The 17,415-nt window shown below is 63.8% G+C and carries 17 protein-coding genes, 1 tRNA gene and 1 pseudogene; 4 read left to right on the forward strand and 15 right to left on the reverse strand.

Annotation, left to right across the window (positions count from 1 at the left end):
• Positions 1 to 38 precede the first annotated feature (38 nt).
• The 5 genes and pseudogenes from ILT46_RS04915 to ILT46_RS04930 form a co-directional block, all read right to left on the reverse strand.
• Complete coding sequence (locus ILT46_RS04915; protein ID WP_199503542.1) at positions 39 to 440, reverse strand: DUF302 domain-containing protein; 402 nt, start codon at positions 438 to 440, stop codon at positions 39 to 41.
• A 15-nt stretch (positions 441 to 455) separates the two neighbouring features.
• Positions 456 to 881, reverse strand: coding sequence for an OsmC family protein (locus ILT46_RS04920; RefSeq protein ID WP_199503543.1), 426 nt, complete (start codon positions 879 to 881; stop codon positions 456 to 458).
• Positions 882 to 995: 114 nt separating this feature from the next.
• Complete coding sequence (locus ILT46_RS12365) at positions 996 to 1,322, reverse strand: DUF924 family protein (protein WP_370592355.1); 327 nt, start codon at positions 1,320 to 1,322, stop codon at positions 996 to 998.
• Positions 1,323 to 1,336: 14 nt separating this feature from the next.
• A pseudogene (locus ILT46_RS12370) lies at positions 1,337 to 1,654 on the reverse strand (DUF924 family protein); the annotation flags it as partial.
• Between the two features lie 4 nt (positions 1,655 to 1,658).
• On the reverse strand, positions 1,659 to 1,985 hold the full coding sequence (locus tag ILT46_RS04930; RefSeq protein WP_199503545.1) for a TraR/DksA family transcriptional regulator: 327 nt from the start codon (positions 1,983 to 1,985) through the stop codon (positions 1,659 to 1,661).
• Positions 1,986 to 2,258: 273 nt separating this feature from the next.
• Here ILT46_RS04930 and ILT46_RS04935 point away from each other — a divergent pair, with 273 nt between their 5' ends.
• A complete protein-coding gene (locus ILT46_RS04935; RefSeq protein ID WP_199503546.1) occupies positions 2,259 to 2,501 on the forward strand; it encodes a YdcH family protein in 243 nt (80 codons plus the stop codon).
• A gap of 93 nt (positions 2,502 to 2,594) precedes the next feature.
• Here the strand turns inward: ILT46_RS04935 and ILT46_RS04940 are convergent, their stop codons facing one another.
• The 5 genes from ILT46_RS04940 to ILT46_RS04955 form a co-directional block, all read right to left on the reverse strand.
• Positions 2,595 to 4,178, reverse strand: a complete 1,584-nt coding sequence (locus tag ILT46_RS04940; protein WP_370592339.1) for a cation-translocating P-type ATPase — start codon at positions 4,176 to 4,178, stop codon at positions 2,595 to 2,597.
• Complete coding sequence (locus ILT46_RS12375; RefSeq protein ID WP_370592340.1) at positions 4,150 to 4,575, reverse strand: cation-transporting P-type ATPase; 426 nt, start codon at positions 4,573 to 4,575, stop codon at positions 4,150 to 4,152. The genes ILT46_RS04940 and ILT46_RS12375 overlap by 29 nt, the downstream gene beginning before the upstream one ends.
• 66 nt (positions 4,576 to 4,641) lie before the next feature.
• Positions 4,642 to 5,343 (reverse strand): VIT1/CCC1 transporter family protein, encoded by a 702-nt coding sequence (locus tag ILT46_RS04945; protein ID WP_199503547.1) that lies wholly within the window; start codon positions 5,341 to 5,343, stop codon positions 4,642 to 4,644.
• 118 nt (positions 5,344 to 5,461) lie between these two features.
• Complete coding sequence (locus ILT46_RS04950) at positions 5,462 to 6,838, reverse strand: L,D-transpeptidase family protein (protein WP_370592341.1); 1,377 nt, start codon at positions 6,836 to 6,838, stop codon at positions 5,462 to 5,464.
• A gap of 146 nt (positions 6,839 to 6,984) precedes the next feature.
• Entirely contained in the window at positions 6,985 to 8,511 is a 1,527-nt protein-coding gene (locus ILT46_RS04955) for an acetyl-CoA hydrolase/transferase family protein (protein ID WP_199503549.1), read from the reverse strand.
• 1,427 nt (positions 8,512 to 9,938) lie between these two features.
• Between ILT46_RS04955 and ILT46_RS04960 the strand changes: the two genes are divergently transcribed.
• The 3 genes from ILT46_RS04960 (at position 9,939) to ribH (ending at position 11,762) form a co-directional block, all read left to right on the forward strand.
• A tRNA-Ser gene (locus ILT46_RS04960) sits at positions 9,939 to 10,006 on the forward strand.
• A gap of 65 nt (positions 10,007 to 10,071) precedes the next feature.
• A complete protein-coding gene (gene ribB, locus ILT46_RS04965) occupies positions 10,072 to 11,334 on the forward strand; it encodes a 3,4-dihydroxy-2-butanone-4-phosphate synthase (protein WP_370592356.1) in 1,263 nt (420 codons plus the stop codon).
• A gap of 5 nt (positions 11,335 to 11,339) precedes the next feature.
• Positions 11,340 to 11,762: a 6,7-dimethyl-8-ribityllumazine synthase gene (ribH, locus tag ILT46_RS04970; RefSeq protein WP_199503745.1), complete on the forward strand. Its 423-nt coding sequence runs from the start codon at positions 11,340 to 11,342 to the stop codon at positions 11,760 to 11,762.
• Positions 11,763 to 12,020: 258 nt separating this feature from the next.
• Here the strand turns inward: ribH and ILT46_RS04975 are convergent, their stop codons facing one another.
• The 5 genes from ILT46_RS04975 to eno form a co-directional block, all read right to left on the reverse strand.
• On the reverse strand, positions 12,021 to 12,569 hold the full coding sequence (locus ILT46_RS04975) for a DUF1254 domain-containing protein (RefSeq protein WP_199503551.1): 549 nt from the start codon (positions 12,567 to 12,569) through the stop codon (positions 12,021 to 12,023).
• Entirely contained in the window at positions 12,566 to 13,186 is a 621-nt protein-coding gene (locus ILT46_RS04980) for a DUF1214 domain-containing protein (RefSeq protein ID WP_199503552.1), read from the reverse strand. The genes ILT46_RS04975 and ILT46_RS04980 overlap by 4 nt, the downstream gene beginning before the upstream one ends.
• Positions 13,176 to 14,261 carry a hypothetical protein gene (locus ILT46_RS04985; RefSeq protein ID WP_199503553.1) on the reverse strand — a complete coding sequence of 362 codons (1,086 nt, stop codon included), beginning with the start codon at positions 14,259 to 14,261 and terminating at the stop codon, positions 13,176 to 13,178. Before ILT46_RS04985 ends, ILT46_RS04980 begins: the two co-directional genes overlap by 11 nt.
• Before the next feature lie 746 nt (positions 14,262 to 15,007).
• Positions 15,008 to 16,114, reverse strand: a complete 1,107-nt coding sequence (locus ILT46_RS04990; protein ID WP_370592357.1) for a phosphotransferase family protein — start codon at positions 16,112 to 16,114, stop codon at positions 15,008 to 15,010.
• On the reverse strand, positions 16,090 to 17,376 hold the full coding sequence (gene eno, locus ILT46_RS04995; RefSeq protein WP_199503554.1) for a phosphopyruvate hydratase: 1,287 nt from the start codon (positions 17,374 to 17,376) through the stop codon (positions 16,090 to 16,092). The genes ILT46_RS04990 and eno overlap by 25 nt, the downstream gene beginning before the upstream one ends.
• Between the last annotated feature and the right edge of the window lie 39 nt (positions 17,377 to 17,415).

Consider the following 17,415-nt stretch of genomic DNA (forward strand, 5'->3'; position numbering starts at 1 on the left):
CTACACCACCCCGTGGGACACGACCGATTTTCGCTGACCTACATTTCGGAATTCCGCAGCCGCTCGATCGCGCGCTCGAGCTTGTCTCGGACTACCGCGGCCGCCTTCATCAATTCAGGATTGCGGATGGCCTGCATGGACGCCACCGGGTCAATCGCCGCGACTTCAACTTCGTCAGAACCTGACTGCTGCACGATGACATTGCAGGGCAGCATCAGGCCAACCTTGTCTTCCAGTTGCAGCGCCTCATGTGCCAATGTCGGATTGCAGGCACCGAGAATCGTATAGGGACGGAAGTCGACGTCGATCTTGGATTTGAGGGTCTGCTGGATGTCGATCCGGCTGATCACGCCGAACCCTTCAGTCTTCAGTGCTGCCTCGGCGCGTGCAATGGCATCGTCGAAGGGGACCTGTAACTTGGCCGAAAAATAATAGGTCATTGTCTGACTCTCCTGTCAGCTCGCCGCAACCGTTGTGATGTCCGGCGTTCCCTCGAGTGTGCGCTGCACCGGACAGCGAGCTGCAACCGAGATGAGCTTTTTCCGCTGTTCCTCGGACAGATTCTGGCCGATGACGCGGATCGTCTTGGTGAATTGATCCGTTTTCGCCGACGACCCCTCGCCCCCGCCCTTGGCATGCATGAGGGTCACTTCCACGCGTTTGAGCGGCCAATTCTGTTGCCGGGCGTACCAGCGCACCGTCATGGCTGTGCATTCCCCCAAGGCCGCAAGCAACAGATCGTAGGGCGCCGGCCCCATATCCGCGCCCCCTTGGGCAATAGGTTCGTCACCGATGAGGTGGTGGCCGGACACGTCGATACTGACCGCGAAGGCACTTTCACCAGTTTCGACAATATGGGCTGTGGTGGTATTTGCGCTCAACGAAGGCCTCCCTGTTTTTGGGACCATAACACGTCTTTCGAGCGACTATTTGACAAAAGTGCACTTCCCCCGTCCCGAAGGTTACACCATTGGATGAGCAAGGCGCGCCCAGCCTCAGTGGCGTGTCATCTGAAACGCCCGCACGTGCGGAAACTCGCCTTTTTCGATGTAGATTTCTTCCGCCGGCGTCGATTGCCGACCGAGAATATGATTGCGGTGCGGTTGACGGCCAAAGGCCGCGATGACTTGGCGGACGGCGCCGGCCTGTTCAACCAGGGTTTGATAGATCGGTTGGAGATGAGCCGGAACTGCCGCGGCAATTTCCTCGCGCAGGCGAATGAGGAGATCGAGGCGTTCGAGGTGATCAGGACCTTCGCAGTGACCGAGCGGCAGGGTGTGGACGATTTTGAACCACGGATGGCGAGGGCTTGAATTGGCCATTTGCCCAGCCCGTCCATCGCCAGTTTCAGGGCTGCGCCATCCTGGGCGAACGCGCGCGAAGTGCCTCGCCAGAGTGAGCGCGAAAACTGGTCGAGCACAATGATGAGTGCGAGCCTGCCGTGCGGATCGAATGCCCAGTGATCGAGCTCGCCCTCGGCCCCGCGCGCCGTCAGTTCTGAAAACTGCATGACGATCGCCTGCTCCGCGCCGTCACGCATCCGCCAGGTCCAATGCTTTACATGGGTCCCCGCAACGACATCCGCAGTGCGCCCTTCCGGAAACCAGAAATCCAGAACGTCACGCCACAGCTGAGAAGCGCGCCGGTCTTGCATAGGGTCACGTCTCTCTGCTTGCGCAGGAGAAGCATAGTGCTGCTTCCGGGCGTGCCTCAAGGCGCTTGGGGGCGATCGCGTCGCCACAGCGAACGCATTCCCCGTAAGTGCCGTTTTCGATACGGAGCAAGGCCCGGTTTATCGACGCGATTTCGCGGGCGATGAGCGCGGACTGGGCTTCGAGCGAGGCGTCATCCTCCATCTCGACTGCCTGCTCGGATGAATCCGGGTTCAAGGGTTCGGCCAGATCCTGAACGATGCGCTGCTGCCGCCCGTCGAGTTCGGCGAGTTGTTCAGCAAGGCGAGCTCTGGCAATTTCGGCATTCGGCATGGACAATCATCCTTTCACGTTGCTGTTGCGGGCAGACAATGCGAAGTCCTGCCCTTGCCGATGCCATGATGCAGCCGGCGCCTGTGTTTGGCCACCTCGGATCCTGCCCTCTGCCGGTGTCTCAAGGCAGAGGCAACTTTCCCGCAGTCGACAGCAGCGGTCACCAACTCTAGGAACGATCGCGAACCAGCCCGGAGCGGCGCAGACAGGCATTCGTGCCGGTCTGCCTGCTTGGACTCATGGTCCGGGTCCTGATTGCGATTGGAGAATTGAATGTCGAATACACCCCACACACTGGGAGACGAATTTCCCGGCCAGATGGACCAGATTCATGCGCTGAAGGTGTCGAACGCCCGGTTCGCAAAACTGCTGCTGGAGTACGACGCGGTCAACGACGAGATCCACCGGGCCGAAACCAACATCGCGCCGGTGTCGCAGGATCAGGAGACGGAACTGCGCAAGCAGCGTCTCGCCATCAAGGACGAGATTGTCCAGGCGCTGGCCGAGAACGGCTGACTCGGAAACGCGCGTTTGCCTCTCGCAACCCCTAGTTCGGCATTGCGGGAGGCAAAGCCGCTCAGGGAATTCCAACCGGGGTCAAAACCTGAGCTATTCGAGCAATCGGCTCCCCCACAGCGGCTTCAACCGCTCGAGGAGGAACAGCATGGCATTGCTGGCGAGCGCAATGATCCCTATTCCCAGAGGCGCAACGCGCGCAAAATTGAACAGGTCGGCAATCGGGGAAATAAACTGCGTTGCCAGCAGGATAATGCTCACCAGCCCAAGGACTATGGCGAGCGCCGGATTCAGCCTGAGCAAGGCCGCGCTTATCGAAGCGCTAAAGCGGCGATTGATCAGGATCAGGCTCGTGATTCCGAGGACGAGCGCAAGAAAGGCAGTGGAACGGAGCTGTTCCTCGCCCATGCCAGAGTGCCAGAAATACATTGTCAGCCCCCCGGTCACTCCCAATACAACGCTGCCCTGGATCACCGACCAGCCCACCAGCCAGCGCGAAAACAACGGGGTATCCGGTCCGCGCGGCGGTCTGGCCATGACATTGCGCTCATCCTTCTCGGCCTCGAAGGCGAGCGAACAGACGGGATCTATGATCATCTCGAGGAAGGCGATGTGGATCGGGCCCAGCAACAGGGGCATGCCGGTCAGCAGCGGAAGCAGCGCGAGGCCAGCAATCGGAATGTGCACGGCAACGATGAAGCCCATCGCCTTGCGCAGGTTATCGTAGATCCGTCGTCCCATGCGGACGGCCTTGACGATCGAGCCGAAGTCGTCGTCGAGCAGCACGATTGCCGACGCCTCGCGGGCAACATCGGTGCCGCGACCGCCCATGGCGATGCCGATATGCGCCGCCTTGAGCGAAGGCGCATCGTTCACGCCATCTCCCGTCATGGCGACGATTTCGCCGGATTCTTTCAGCGCCTCGACGAGCCGCAGCTTCTGTTCCGGCATGATGCGCGCGCAGACGCCGACGAAGCCGATGCGCTGCCCGAGGTCGTCATCGGACATTGCCGCCAGTTCTTCGCCTGTCAGCACGTCGTCTGAATCAATCCCTGCCTGCTGCGCGATGGCGCGGGCAGTCTGCGGGTAATCCCCGGTGATCATGATGATGCGGATGCCCGCTTCACGGCATTGACGCACGGCATCGGGGACAGAAGATCGCAGGGGATCGGCGAGGCCGACCAGGCCGCGGAAGGTGAAGGCGAATTCTCGCTGGGATTTCGGCAATTCAGCACCTGACCAGCGCGCATCGGCAACGCCCAGAACCCGCAATCCCTTGCTGGCCATGGCGTCGATGGTGCCCTTCAGCACCGCATTCTCCTCTGCCGTCATTCGGCAGAGTTCAGCGATCGCTTCAGGCGCGCCTTTCGTGGCGATGATCCGTTCCTCGGCCGTATCCGGGTTGCCCCACACCTGCGACATCGCCAGCAGGGCGGGGTCGAGCGGATAGTGATGTTGCAACGTCCAGCCAGCGTTCTGGCGCACGCGCACGGTTTCCGGCGCGTGTTCATCACCGAGTTCGTGGAAGGCCACTTCCATGGGGTCCAGGGGCTGCTGGGCGCTGGCGAGAATACCGAACTCGGCGAGAAGGTGGAATTCGCCCTCCAGAAGGAGTTTCTGCTGATCGTCATGCAGCAGGATGCGGCCGTCAGGGAGACGCAGTTCGGCTATCCGCATCCGGTTCTGCGTCAGCGTGCCGGTCTTGTCGGTGCAAAGGGTCGTGGCAGCACCCAGTGTCTCGATCGCTGCCGCCCAGGTCCCGCAGAGCTTCGAGCGCGCGTTCTGTGCGGGTTTCCTGGACGACAGTGATGAGGATCGAAAGCCCGGCGAAGGCCACCAGGATCAGGGCTTCCTGAAGGTCGCCCAAGGCCATATAGATCAGGCCCGCGCCGATCAGCATCGCCAGCATGGGTTCGCGCAGGACATCGACGACGATGCGCGCAAACGTGCGCTGTCCCGTCCGCGGCAGTTCGTTGTAACCTTCCGTCCGCAGGCGCTCGGCGGCCTCGGCGTCGCTCAATCCGGAGAGCGAAGCCTGACTTGGCCCTTGCCCCGAGATTTCAGAATTCGTCATAACACTCGGGCCTTGCTTGCAACCGGAATTGCCGGACTTGATCTGGGTTGCGATTCCTCAAGACGATCAGACGACCGTCCCGAAGATCGTTCCGATGCCTGCCGTCAGTGCCATGGCCAGGGCGCCCCAGAAGGTTACGCGCAGGGTGGCCCTCACAATGTTCGCTCCGCCGGCGCGCGCACCAATGCCTCCGAGCAACGCCAGAAAGACCAGCGAGGCGATCGAGACGCCTGCCACGAGCAACGAGCGCGGCATCAGCAAGACCATCGCGAGCGGCATGGCAGCGCCAACGGCGAATGTCGCTGCAGAGGTTAGCGCCGCCTGGATCGGGCGAGCTGCTGTAATCGCCGATATGCCAAGTTCGTCGCGCGCATGGGCACCGAGCGAGTCCTTTGCCATCAGCTGGATAGCCACCTGACGGGCCAGGTCTGCATCCACACCACGCTCCATGTAGATGCGTGTCAGTTCCTCGCATTCGTAATCCGGGTGCCCAGCAAGCTCTGCCTGCTCGCGGGCTAGATCGGCTTGTTCGGTGTCCGATTGGGAACTGACGGAAACATATTCGCCCGCCGCCATCGACATTGCCCCGGCGACGAGGCCGGCGACACCGGCGATCAGAACCTCGGAGGTCGCGGCCGAGGCGGCCGCCACACCGACGATCAGGCTGGCCGTCGAAACGATCCCGTCATTGGCCCCGAGAACAGCCGCCCGCAGCCAACCGATGCGCGAGACGAGATGGCTTTCCGGGTGTAGGTGAAGACGGGACACCGGTGTTTCTCCTGACATTGACGTCAAACCTAATTACAAAACATTGATCGGCATCCGGTAGATTGAATCGTGTCCGCCCTGAACAATCCGAATAGAAAGGCAGAGGTGGCGCGAGACATCACGGCCCAATGTCGTCTACCTCGCTCCTGAACTGCTTGCCGGCATTTTTGCCAAAGCCAAGCAAATCTGCAACGGCAACATTCCAGCCATAGGGATCTGTCCGGTACGTAACCTGGTTGGCTTGGCTCACATAGACAGTGCGATAGAGCAGCCTGACGGGTATAGCTTCGGGGAGCCTGACGTAAGCGATCTTGCCACTCGCACACGCCCTGGACCATTGGTCAGCGATATCCTGCTGTTCGGCGAGCATTTGCGCGAAGCCCAGCGCGTCACTGACGCGCACGCAGCCATGGCTCAATTGACGCTGGTGCTTGTCGAAAAGCGTTTTTGCGGGCGTGTCGTGCAGATAGATTGCCAGGCTGTTTTGCAGGTCGAACTTGACCAGGCCAAGCGCGTTGCGGGGCCCGGATCCTTGAACGATCCAGCCGTTGCGCCAACGCATGTTGTTGCGCCGGAAATAGGCTGCACTTTTTCCAGCCATCTCCCCCCTCTGGATCGATTTCGGCACCGTCCATGTCGGATTGGCAACCAGGCGGAACAGGGAAGTGGATATCTGCGGCGTTTCCCTGCCCGGCTTGCCTACGACGACGTTGCGTTGATCGACCAGCTTCCCGTCACGGAAATAGCTGAGCTCAGCCGACGCCGTATTAACATCGATGCGCGTCGCCGTTGTTTCGCGCGTGAGCCAGCGCAATCGTTCCATGGCGACCGCAATCGACCGCGCGCGGTCGCCAGGCCGCACATTGAGAATGGCTACGGTATCAGCACCGATAACGCCGTCATCACTGATGCCGTAGTCGTGCTGAAAAGCCTTCACGGCCGTCACGATGTCCGAGCTGTAGAGGGTGCCATTTGTGCCCTGGGGCGGCGCCGGGCTGGCAAGCACCGGCATGGCCAGATAGCGGTTTTCCACGAGTGCCGTAACGATCTGGGGGATGCGCGGATCCTCGTCACCGGGATGGATCAGGTCTCCGCTAGAGATTTCCGCAGTGCTTTCCTGCGAAGCCATTTTTTGCTGCTGCAAGTAAGCCTTTGCAAGTTCGGCGTATTCAGGGGTGCCGGGCGCGAGGCTATCCAGCCACGCGTCCACCCGGCCGGCCCGCGCCGCCGTGACCAATCCCGGCGCGAGATCCACCTCGGGCCGAGGGATGGTGTATATGCGGTGTAACTTTGCTGGATCAGCAACAGCGCGGGTCAGGGCGATCTCGCGCGCCGCTGCGGATAGCTTCGACAAGTCCGGGAGAAATTGCACGCGGTCCAGGCCATGGCCCGCCCGTTTTTCAAGCGCGGCCGTCAATGCCTGCTCTGCGCGCGGCGACCAAATGGGTGTCCAACCGCTAGTTGCGTAAAAGTCGCGTACTTGCGTTTCGCGCACCTCTGCCTGCAATGCAGCGGGTGCAATGCTCGGAGGGACGTCGGACAATTCCGATGGAGCCTCTCTTTCGTTGGTGCGGGGAACCTCTGATCCACTGCAACTCGCAGTCAGGAGAAGGAACACCGACAATGACGCGGCGCTAAGCCTCATTGGGTGCCAGGCGATTGCATGGAACCCGTCGTGATAAAGCGCTGGTGCCAGGCCAGCGCCTCGGTTAGCAGCGCCGGCGAATGCTTGCCGTAGGAATCGCGCAGGGCGCGCTCGTAATAATCGGCGAGCATGGCCCGGTAGTCGGGGTGGACGCATTTCTCGATGACGAGGCGAGCACGCTGTTTCGGCGCAAGCCCGCGCAAGTCGGCCAAGCCCTGCTCGGTCACGACCACCTGCACATCCTGATTGATATGGTCGACGTGGCTGACCTGCGGCACGATCGTCGAGATCGCTCCGCCCTTGGCCGTGGATGGCGCCATGAAGATCGAGATATACGCATTGCGGGCAAAATCGCCCGAGCCGCCGATCCCGTTCTGGATGGCCGATCCGATGACATGGGTGGAATTGACGTTGCCGTAGATATCCGCCTCGATCATGCCGTTCATGGCGATGCAGCCGAGCCGGCGGATCAGTTCGGGATGATTGCTCATTTCCTGCGGGCGCAGGATGATCCGTTCCCGGTAGCGGTCCATGTCGGCATTGAGCGCGTGTGCCGCCTCCGGGCTGAGCGAAAACGCGGTCGACGAGGCCATCCGCAGCTTGCCCGAGGTGAGCAGGTCCAGCATCCCGTCCTGCAAAACCTCGGTATAGGCGGTCATGTTCTCGAACGGGCTGTCGATCAGCCCGGTCAGCACGGCATTGGCAATATTGCCGACACCTGATTGCAGCGGCAGCAAGTTGGCCGGAAGCCGCCCCTTCGCCACTTCATGCGCGAAGAATTCCATCAGGTGGCCGGCGATCAGCAGTGCGCTCTGGTCGGGCGCCTTGAACGCCTGGTTGCGATCGGGCGTGTCGGTTTCGACAATGGCGACGATCTTGGCAGGATCGCAGCGGAAGGTCGGCTGGCCGATCCGGTCATCAGGCCTGATCAGCGGGATCGGCACGCGGTGCGGCGGCAGCGCCGTGCCGTAATAGATGTCGTGCATCCCCTCCAGCGCGGGGTTCTGCCAGCGATTGACCTCCAGGATGATCTGGTCTGCCCGGTCCAGCCAGGTCTTGTTGTTGCCCACCGACGAGGCGGGCACCAGCGAGCCATCGGGCAGGATCGCCGTCACTTCGACCAGCGCGGTATCCAGCGGGCCAAGGAAGCCCTGCCACGCCATTGGCGCGACCTGGCTAAGGTGCATATCGAAATAGTTCATCTCGCCGCGGTTGATCTGCCCGCGTGCGATCGGATCGGAATTGTAGGGCAGACGAAAATCGATGCCCTTGGCCTTGGCCAATGCGCCGTCCAGTTCAGGCCCGGTCGAAGCGCCGGTCCACACGCTGATCGAGAAGGGATCGCCGGCAGCGTGTGCCGCCTCGATCCGCCGCGCCAGCGCCAATGGAACCGCCTTGGGATAGCCCGCTCCGGTGAATCCGCTCATGCCGACCGTGGTGCCTGGCGCAATCAGCGCCGCAGCCGACTCGGCATCCATGACCCGTGATTGCAGCGCGACATTGGCAATGCGTGAACTGGTCAATTCGCGATCTCCGTTGTGGCCGGTCTAGCCAAGTTGGGCAGGTGGCGGGTCATGGTCGATCAGCTCCGCTTCCAGACGGCGCACGTCAAGCCAGCGAAGTTGGACATGTGCGAGGAAGAGCTAATCGCTCTACGGCTCACTCGGTCGAGAATTTCGTGATCTAGTTTTTAAACTCGAAGCCGCGATATGGCCTTTCGACGGAATCATAAAGCCCAATGTGTGTGACGGGAGGGCGCGAAGAGCCTGAGGCTGCTTAGTTCTGACTACGGGAAATTCGCAGATTGCGATGGAAAAGGAAATGATAACCTGCTCACGCACACCGGCGTCAGAATGCATTCGTCATGCGGTTGCCTCCTGGCTGTCCAAAAATATAATTCTTTGGCAATGGCATACCTTGCAAACGCGGCGCCAGCCGGGGATGCACAATTCCAAGACTTGCCTTGCAGCTTTTCTTGCCATTCCCGTGCATGGATGTCCGGATGCGCAACCTACTACCGATCATCATTCCCGTAATGCTGCTGGGCGCCTGTGATTCACAGGAGCCTGCTCGGCGCGGCAGCAGTTCACCGGCAGCGGATGCCCAGCCCTCGGGCTCATCGACGCCCGATACCGGCAAGGGAACGGATGCGCATTGGCTCTTGCAGCCAGGCGCTGGGTCCACCACTCGTCCTGCAGTCGATAACCGGCAGGCCGATCCTGTCCCTAACCTGCCCTACGGCGAAAAACCGGCTGCAAATCAACGTGCCCGCCTTCACGCCGATTGGCAGTGAGGAGCGGCTGTCATTTGGCAGTGACGGCGAAGTGGAAGCGCTTGTCGCAGATTTCCGTGGCGATCGCCGGCTTGGCGGCGTCAGCGCGGCGGGAGCGGCTCCGGCCAACCTCGCGGCGCTCATGAACGGCCCGGTGTCGGCAAGCTACGGCTCCCAGACCAGCGGTCCCCACCCTGCCGCACCCACGACGATTGTCGCGTCCTCTGTCGCTGCTTGTCGGAGCCAGGCAGCTGCAGCTGCACCGCGCGCGGGATTGCCAGACCGTCCGGTCAGCCCCTGCCTCGTCCAGAACGGCCGGGAACTTTCGGTCAATTCCTGCGCGCATTCGGAACCGAACCGTTCTGGGCCGCGCGGATCGAAGGGCGCTGCGTCACTTATTCCCACCCAGAGGACCAGAAAGGCACGCGCGTCTGGACCCGGTTCACGCCCACAACGGAAGGTGGCGTGTGGACAGGCGCGTTTGACGGGCGCCCGTTTGAACTGCGGACCCGTGCCGCGCCCGGCTGTTCCGACGGCATGTCGGACAAGCGCTACCCTGTGGCGGTCGAGCTGCTGATCCATGGCGAGCGCCGGAAAGGGTGCGCCGAACCGATGTAAGGCGGGATCGCTGGTTCAAACTGGGTGATGGCCCAAATAAAAACACGCCCGCATCCATGCGGAAGCATACGGACGAAAAGCCGCTCTTAATCAGCGGGTCCTAGGTTCGAGCCCTAGTGCGTCCACCATCCCTTCACATTCAAATGTGTCTTAAGTTGACCGGCACATTTCAATGTGACATGCTTCATAGATGATGAAAGTGACCGATAAAGTACGCGGGCTGGTGTCTTCGGGGCATATGACGCGGGCGGGTTTGGCGCGGGCGGCGGGATTGCACGCCAATACGCTGCGTGACTGCACCGAGGAGGGCTGGAACCCGACCGCCGAAACGCTCGCAAAGCTGGAGCGGTTTCTGGCGGATAGTGACGACAGCAAGGTGCTGGTCGGGATCGAGGAGATCATCGAAGAAGCGCGCAACGGGCGGATGTTCGTGCTGGTCGATGACGAGGACCGCGAGAATGAAGGCGATCTGGTCATCCCGGCCCAGATGGCCACTCCGCACGCGATCAATTTCATGGCGACGCATGGCCGCGGGCTGATCTGCCTGTCGCTCGCCCGCCAGCGGGTTGAGGAGCTCGGCCTCGAATTGATGAGCCGCCACAACGGCACGCGTCACGAAACCGCCTTCACCGTTTCGATTGAGGCGCGCGAAGGCGTGACCACGGGCATCTCGGCACATGACCGCGCGCGCACCATCGCGGTGGCGATCGACGCTTCGCGCGGGAAGGATGCGATCGTCACCCCGGGCCATGTCTTTCCGCTGGTCGCCCGCGAGGGCGGCGTGCTGGTCCGCGCGGGCCATACCGAGGCCGCGGTCGACATTTCCCGCCTCGCCGGGCTCAACCCGTCGGGGGTGATCTGCGAGATCATGCGCGAGGACGGCACGATGGCCCGGCTCGACGATCTGATCGGCTTCGCGCGCCGCCACGGGCTCAAGATCGGCACCATCCGCGACCTCATCGAATACCGGATGCGCAACGACCATCTGGTTGAAAAGGCGAGCGAAGGCGCCTTTGCCAGCGATTATGGCGGCGACTGGCGGGCGATGACCTTCCGCAACAAGACCGACGGCTCGACCAATATCGTCCTCCAGAAAGGCCACGTGATCGCCGGCGAGCCAACGCTGGTGCGGATGCACCGGATCTCGCTGTTCGATGACGTGCTGGGCCGGTCAGGCGGGCGCAAGCGGACCTTGCAACGCGCGATGCGGGCGATTGGCGAGGAAGGACGCGGGATCATCGTCATGCTGATGCCGACCCGCCCGGAGAGCCTTCAGGCGGAGGTCGCGGGGCAGCACGAGGAAGGCAGCGCGCTGCGCGAATATGGCATCGGCGCGCAGATCCTCGCCGGACTGGACGTGCAGGACATGATCCTGCTCACCAACACCCCGCCCAACGCCGTGGGCCTTGAAGGTTACGGCCTCAAAGTGGTCGGTCACCGGCCGATTCCGGAGTGAGCGACATGGCCAAATTCCTGATCGTCGAGGCGCGGTTCTATACGCATCTCAATGACTTGCTGGTGCAAGGCGCGCGCGCGGCGCTGCTGGCGGCGGGGCACGAGGTCGAGGTGGTCACGGTCCCCGGCGCGCTGGAAATTCCCGCCGCCATCGCGCTGGCGGAAGATAGCGGGGCCTATGCCGGCTATGTCGCGATCGGCGTGGTGATCCGCGGCGAGACCTATCATTTCGAGATCGTCGCGGGCGAAAGTGCGCGTGGAATCATGGCCTTGACGATGGACGGGGTGGCCATCGGCAACGGCATCCTGACGGTCGAGAACGAGGCCCAGGCGCTGGTCCGCGCCGATCCCGCGCAGAAGAACAAGGGCGGCGAAGCGGCGCAGGCCGCGCTCGCTTTGTGGGCATTGCAGCAGCGCTTCCATGATTGATCAACCGGTGACCAAACAGCACCGAGCGCGGTCAGAACGCGACTTACTGGCGCCGAGCATGGTTTTGCGAGATACGAGCCTTAACTGACTGCCAGCCTCTTTTCCGGGCCTGTACAGGCCAAGCACTGCACTAAGGATGTAGGGTTGCCGACTTAGTGCAGTGACGACGAAAGGTCACACATCGTAACATCGTCACATTCCCGTGTGATCCGGAATACTTCATGGATTGCCGCGCATCGCTCGCTCTGATGAGGGCGGCTATTTGACCGTCCGCGCCATAGGCGCGCATAGGTTGAAGCGGCGTGCGGCATCGGCGCGGGCGAAATCGGCGGCGGTGGGGGCCAGCCGCCGGTCGAGGATAATCCCGCGCGCGCTGGGCGAGCGGACCACTGGGCGGTCGGCCGGCACGGCCTGGCCGGGCAGTGCCAGCACGAAGTCGATCCCGCCGGGATGCGTCATACTGTCAAGCACCGCGATATTGTCGCTGTTGGCGGCGAACACCGACAACGAAGTGTAGCCCCCGCCCTCCGTCACCCGCGCGCCGACATCGAGCGGCCCCGCCGCGAGGTCATAGACGCAGCTGCCATAGGCAAGATCGGGCGCCGGGCGCACCACGCGGCGCGAGGCGGGGGTGGTCGGCCCGGCAAAGACGAAGCGATTGACCGCCGCGCCGCCATCGGACAGCCGGTGCATCGCGGTCCGCATCATCAGGTTCGGCACCGCCAGCAGCGTCAGCCAGTATCCGCCCAGCACGCACAGCGTGAAAGTGAGCAGCAGAAGCACCTGCCGATTGGGGAGCCCGTTCATGCCGCGCGCTCCCCGCCGCAATCGAGCCTTTCCACCACCGGCAGGGCGATCCCGGCAAAGTCGCGCTGGGCGGCGGCGTCGGGGTTATAGAGGCGCAGCGTCAGGGCAAAATCGCCCGCGCCCTGCGTCGAGGCGAAGGCCATGCCCGGCTGCGGCGCCGGGCCGACCAGCGCCTGCCAGCGCCCCGCCGCGTCGGGCACCACCTCGGTCGCGTCGAACGACAGCGCTGCGCCATCATTACGCGGCAGATAATGATCGGCGGCATAGACGGTGACCGACCACCAGCGCGCCGGCAGCGGCCCGCCGCCTACCCGGTAACGGCAGCCCTCGTCGAGCGGGCGGCCGGCGCTGTCGGTGGTGCGGTTGAAATAGATCGCCTGCGAGCGATCCAGCGCCAGCAACCCGCTGCGCGCCACGCGGGCGCGGGTCAGGGCGTCGGCATCGGGCGATCCGGCCAGTGTGTTCGCCTCCCATCCCTGATAGGCGGTCGGCCGCGCGCCCGCCTCGATCGCCCACAATGCCGCGCCGATGCCGAGCGCGGTGCCGCCCAACACCGCCAGCGCGAAGGGCCAGGCGCGCGGGCGGCGCGCCGGTTCCGCCACGGCCTCAACCACCATCGAGCATCTCCTTCAGCCCGAGCGGCGCATAGGGGCCAATCGCCAATTGTTCGAACACGCCCACGCCGCTCTCGCCAGCATCCGTAACCCCGCGGCAGACGATCTGCACGTGCAGGTTGGCGGGCGACAGCGCCTCGCAATCGTCCACCGCAATATCTTCGCGCGCCACCGCCAGCGCGCCGTGGTGGAGCCCGTGGCCCCATTGCGGCGACGTATAGCCGAGCCCGCGCATCTGGAAACGGACGAGCGGTTCCAGCGTCACGCGGGAAGGCGCGCCCGGCAGGTCGAGCGCCAATTCGCCGCCCGCGGGCCAGCGGGTGCCGGGGGCGAGCCGCGCGCGCATCTGCCCTGCCCCCTCGACAATACCGTCCGCCCCTGCCCCGTCGGGCACCCAGGCGGCGCGGCTGTTCCACGCCTTGCCCGCCGCATCGGCATTGAGGTGGAAGAACAGGCTGCCGCCGGGCAGGTTGATCGGCGTCCACTGCCAGAAGAATTGCGGCAGCGGGGCGCCGGGCACGGGCTGCGCATCGGCCGCGCCGACCGGCCGGATGCCCCAGCTGCGATCGCGTGTGCCGGCGGTGCCCTCGGCGAGATCGCGGCGCGCGCCATCGGCCGCGATCCACCCGCGATAATGCCCGTTCTGGGTCATCCGCGTGTAATCCATGAACAGGCGCGAGCCGTTGCGGCGGGTGAAGCGCGGCTCCTCGATCGGGAAGGCGCGGGCGGTGAAGGTAATGTCAGCCGCAATCCCTTCCTGCTCGGTGACAATCAGCCGCAGCTGGTGGAGCGGCTCCAGCACCTCGATGCGGATCGGGCCGACGGTGAGATCCATCCGCTCGAAGCCCAGCTCGCGCGAGGCGTGGAGGCAGTGCTGCACGCCGTCACGGATCGTGCAGAAATGCGCGTCGGCCACGCCGAGCTGGGGATAGACGCCGAAGGCCAGCGCGAAGAAACCGCTGCCATCGGGCGCGTAGCCGTTGAAGAAATATCGGTCGTAGAAATTGCGGTCGGTGCCGGCAAAGGCAATCGGTTCGGCGGTCTGGTGAACCGGATAATCATCGCCCTTGGTCAGCATCGCGCGCCCTCCCCATGTGCTGCGAAGGTGCCGCAGCGCGGCGCCGGGCGCAATGGGCGAGGTTGCGATTGCGTGCTGCGGTGGCGCGCGGCGCGCTGGATTTGCGACGTGGCAATCCAGGGCGGGAGGACCAAACACCTGGATTTCTTCGCTTTGCTCGCAATGACGAGACCTAAGTGATCATCGTCATCGCGAGGAGCGTAGCGACGGGGCAATCCGTGGCGGGCGGACCAAACACCTGGATTGCTTCGCTTTGCTCGCACTGACGAGACCTAAGTGATCATCGTCATCGCGAGGAGCGTAGCGACGGGGCAATCCGTGGCGGGCGGACCAAACACCTGGATTGCTTCGCTTTGCTCGCACTGACGAGACCTAAGTGATCATCGTCATCGCGAGGAGCGTAGCGACGTGGCAATCCGTGGCGGGAGGACCAAACACCTGGATTGCTTCGCTTTGCTCGCAATGACGAGACCTGAGTGACCTTCGTCATCGCGAGGAGCGTAGCGACGTGGCAATCCCTGGCGGGAGGACCAAACACCTGGAGTGCTTCGCTTTGCTCGCAATGACGAGACCTCAGTGATCATCGTCAGCGCGAGGAGCGTAGCGACGTGGCAATCCCTGGCGGGAGGACCAAACACCTGGATTGCTTCGCTTTGCTCGCAATGACGAGACCTGAGTGACCTTCGTCATCGCGAGGAGCGTAGCGACGCGGCGGTCCAGGCGGGCGCCAGCATCATCCGGCGGCGCTACGCGACCAGAGCGCCCAGCGAATCTACCCGCGCCGCCAGTGCGCAGGCGCCCCGCGCCATCGACAGGAAATTGGCATCGCCGCGCGCGGTGCGTTCGACGAAAGCGGCGCTGAACACCGCCGTGGATACGCCGTGCAACGCGCCGAGGCGGTATTCCTGCTCGATATCCGCCCGGCCGAGCGGCACGCCGCGCGCGGTCATCTCGGCGCAATAAAGGCCGAGCAGTTGGTCCTCATGCGCGCCGGCGAGGTCAGCGCCGATGCCGCAGCCCATGAAATAGCCAATATCGGTCAGCCCGCTGCCGATGGTCGCGGTCTGCCAGTCGACCACCGCGATCGGCTCTGTGCCGCCACGAATGTCGAACAGGATATTGTCCAGCCGGAAATCACCATGGACGAGGCAGCGCGTGCGACTCTGGCGGCCGAACCAGCGGTCGGCGCGGGCTGCCAGCCCGTCGCACACGACCATATATTCGGGCTCGAGCAGGTCGGCATACCGTTCGCGGAAGATGGCCTGCGCCTGCGGATAGAGCGCGCGGATCTGCCCCACCACCGCCTCCGGCAGATGCAGCCACGGTTGCTCGACGATGGCCGGGTTCTCCCAGCTTGGCGCGTGGATCGCGGCGGCGGCGCGGATCGCGGTGCGCGCATCGGCCAGCGTGCAGCCGGCGATCTGGTCGCCGCCGCGCAGGGGGCTGAGATCCTCGAACAGCAGGATGAAATCACCCGCATCATCGGCAATCTCGGCCACCAGCGCGCGCGGGCTTCGCACGGCGATCTGCGGGGCAATCTCGCGATAGAAGCCGACCTCCTTGGCATAAAGGCCAAGCGTGACGGCGGTATGCCGGCTGGCGGGGTCAGCAGCGGGAAACTTCGCCGCCAGCGAGCCCGGCGAGTCGCCCTGCGGCCCGTCATAGCTGAGTGTCAGGCGATAGGTGTCGCCGACCTGCCCGGTGCCGATTGGCTCCGCCGCAAAAGCGCGGACCGTGGCCGCGTGCCCCGCCGCCCGCAGCGCGGCGGTGAGCCATTCAGGGCTCAGCGCGTTGGGATGGGTCGGGATCGGCGCCAGCCGGGCCTCCGTCAGCGCGCCAGCCGGCCGAAGCAGCCCGCGCCGGCATAAAGCGCGCTGTCACCCAGCTCCTCCTCGATGCGGATCAGCTGATTGTATTTCGCCAGCCGGTCCGACCGGGCGAGGCTGCCGGTCTTGATCTGCCCGCAATTGGTGGCCACCGCGAGGTCGGCGATCGTCGCATCCTCGGTTTCGCCCGAACGGTGGCTCATCACCGAGGTATAGCCCGCGCGGTGAGCCATCTCGACCGCCTGCAGCGTCTCGGTCAATGTGCCGATCTGGTTGACCTTGACCAGCAGCGAATTGGCGAGCCCGCGCTTGATGCCCATCTCGAGCCGCCGGGGATTGGTCACGAACAGATCGTCGCCCACCAGCTGCACCCTGCCGCCCAGCCGCTCGGTCAGCAATTGCCAACCATTGAGGTCGTCCTCGGCCATGCCGTCCTCGATCGAGCGAATCGGATAGGTCGCGGCCAGGTCGGCGAGGTAATCGACCATTTCAGCGGGGGTGAGCGAAGCCTGCTCGCCCGCCATGTCATAGCGGCCATCTGCGTAGAATTCGGTCGCCGCGCAATCGAGCGCCAGCACCACGTCCTCGCCCGGGCGGAAACCCGCGCGTTCGATCGAGGCCATGATGAAATCGAGCGCGGCGCGCGTGCTGGCGAGATTGGGGGCGAAGCCGCCCTCGTCGCCGACCGCTGTCGCCAGCCCCTTGGCGGCGAGATCCTTCTTCAGCGTGTGGAAGATCTCCGCCCCCCAGCGCACCGCCTCGGCAAGGCTGTCGGCGCCCACCGGCATGACCATGAATTCCTGAAAATCGATCGGATTATCAGCGTGTTCACCGCCATTGATGATATTCATCATCGGCACTGGCAGGACATGCGCCGCAACCCCGCCGACATAGGCGTAGAGCGGCAGGCCGCGCGCCGCGGCGGCTGCCTTGGCGATGGCCAGGCTGGTGCCGAGGATCGCATTGGCACCGAGGCGAGCCTTGTTGTCGGTCCCGTCGAGTTCGAGCAGCGCGAGGTCGAGATCGCGCTGATCCTCGGCATCGAGGAGGAGCACGGTGTCGGCAATCTCGCCATTAACCGCCGCAATCGCCTTTTGCACCCCCTTGCCCAGATAACGGCCGGCATCGCCATCGCGCAGTTCGACCGCCTCGTGCGCGCCGGTCGACGCACCCGACGGCACCGCCGCGCGGCCGAAGCTGCCATCTTCGAGCAGCACATCTACCTCGACCGTCGGATTGCCCCGGCTGTCGAGGATCTCGCGCCCGTGAAGGTCGATGATGGCGGTCATGGGGTGCTCCGAAATGCGGGGTGTTGGCCTGCGCGCTCT

Origin of the sequence: Qipengyuania sp. YIM B01966, from assembly GCF_016461955.1 — a bacterium.
In the GTDB taxonomy this organism is placed as follows: Bacteria; Pseudomonadota; Alphaproteobacteria; order Sphingomonadales; family Sphingomonadaceae; genus QFOP01.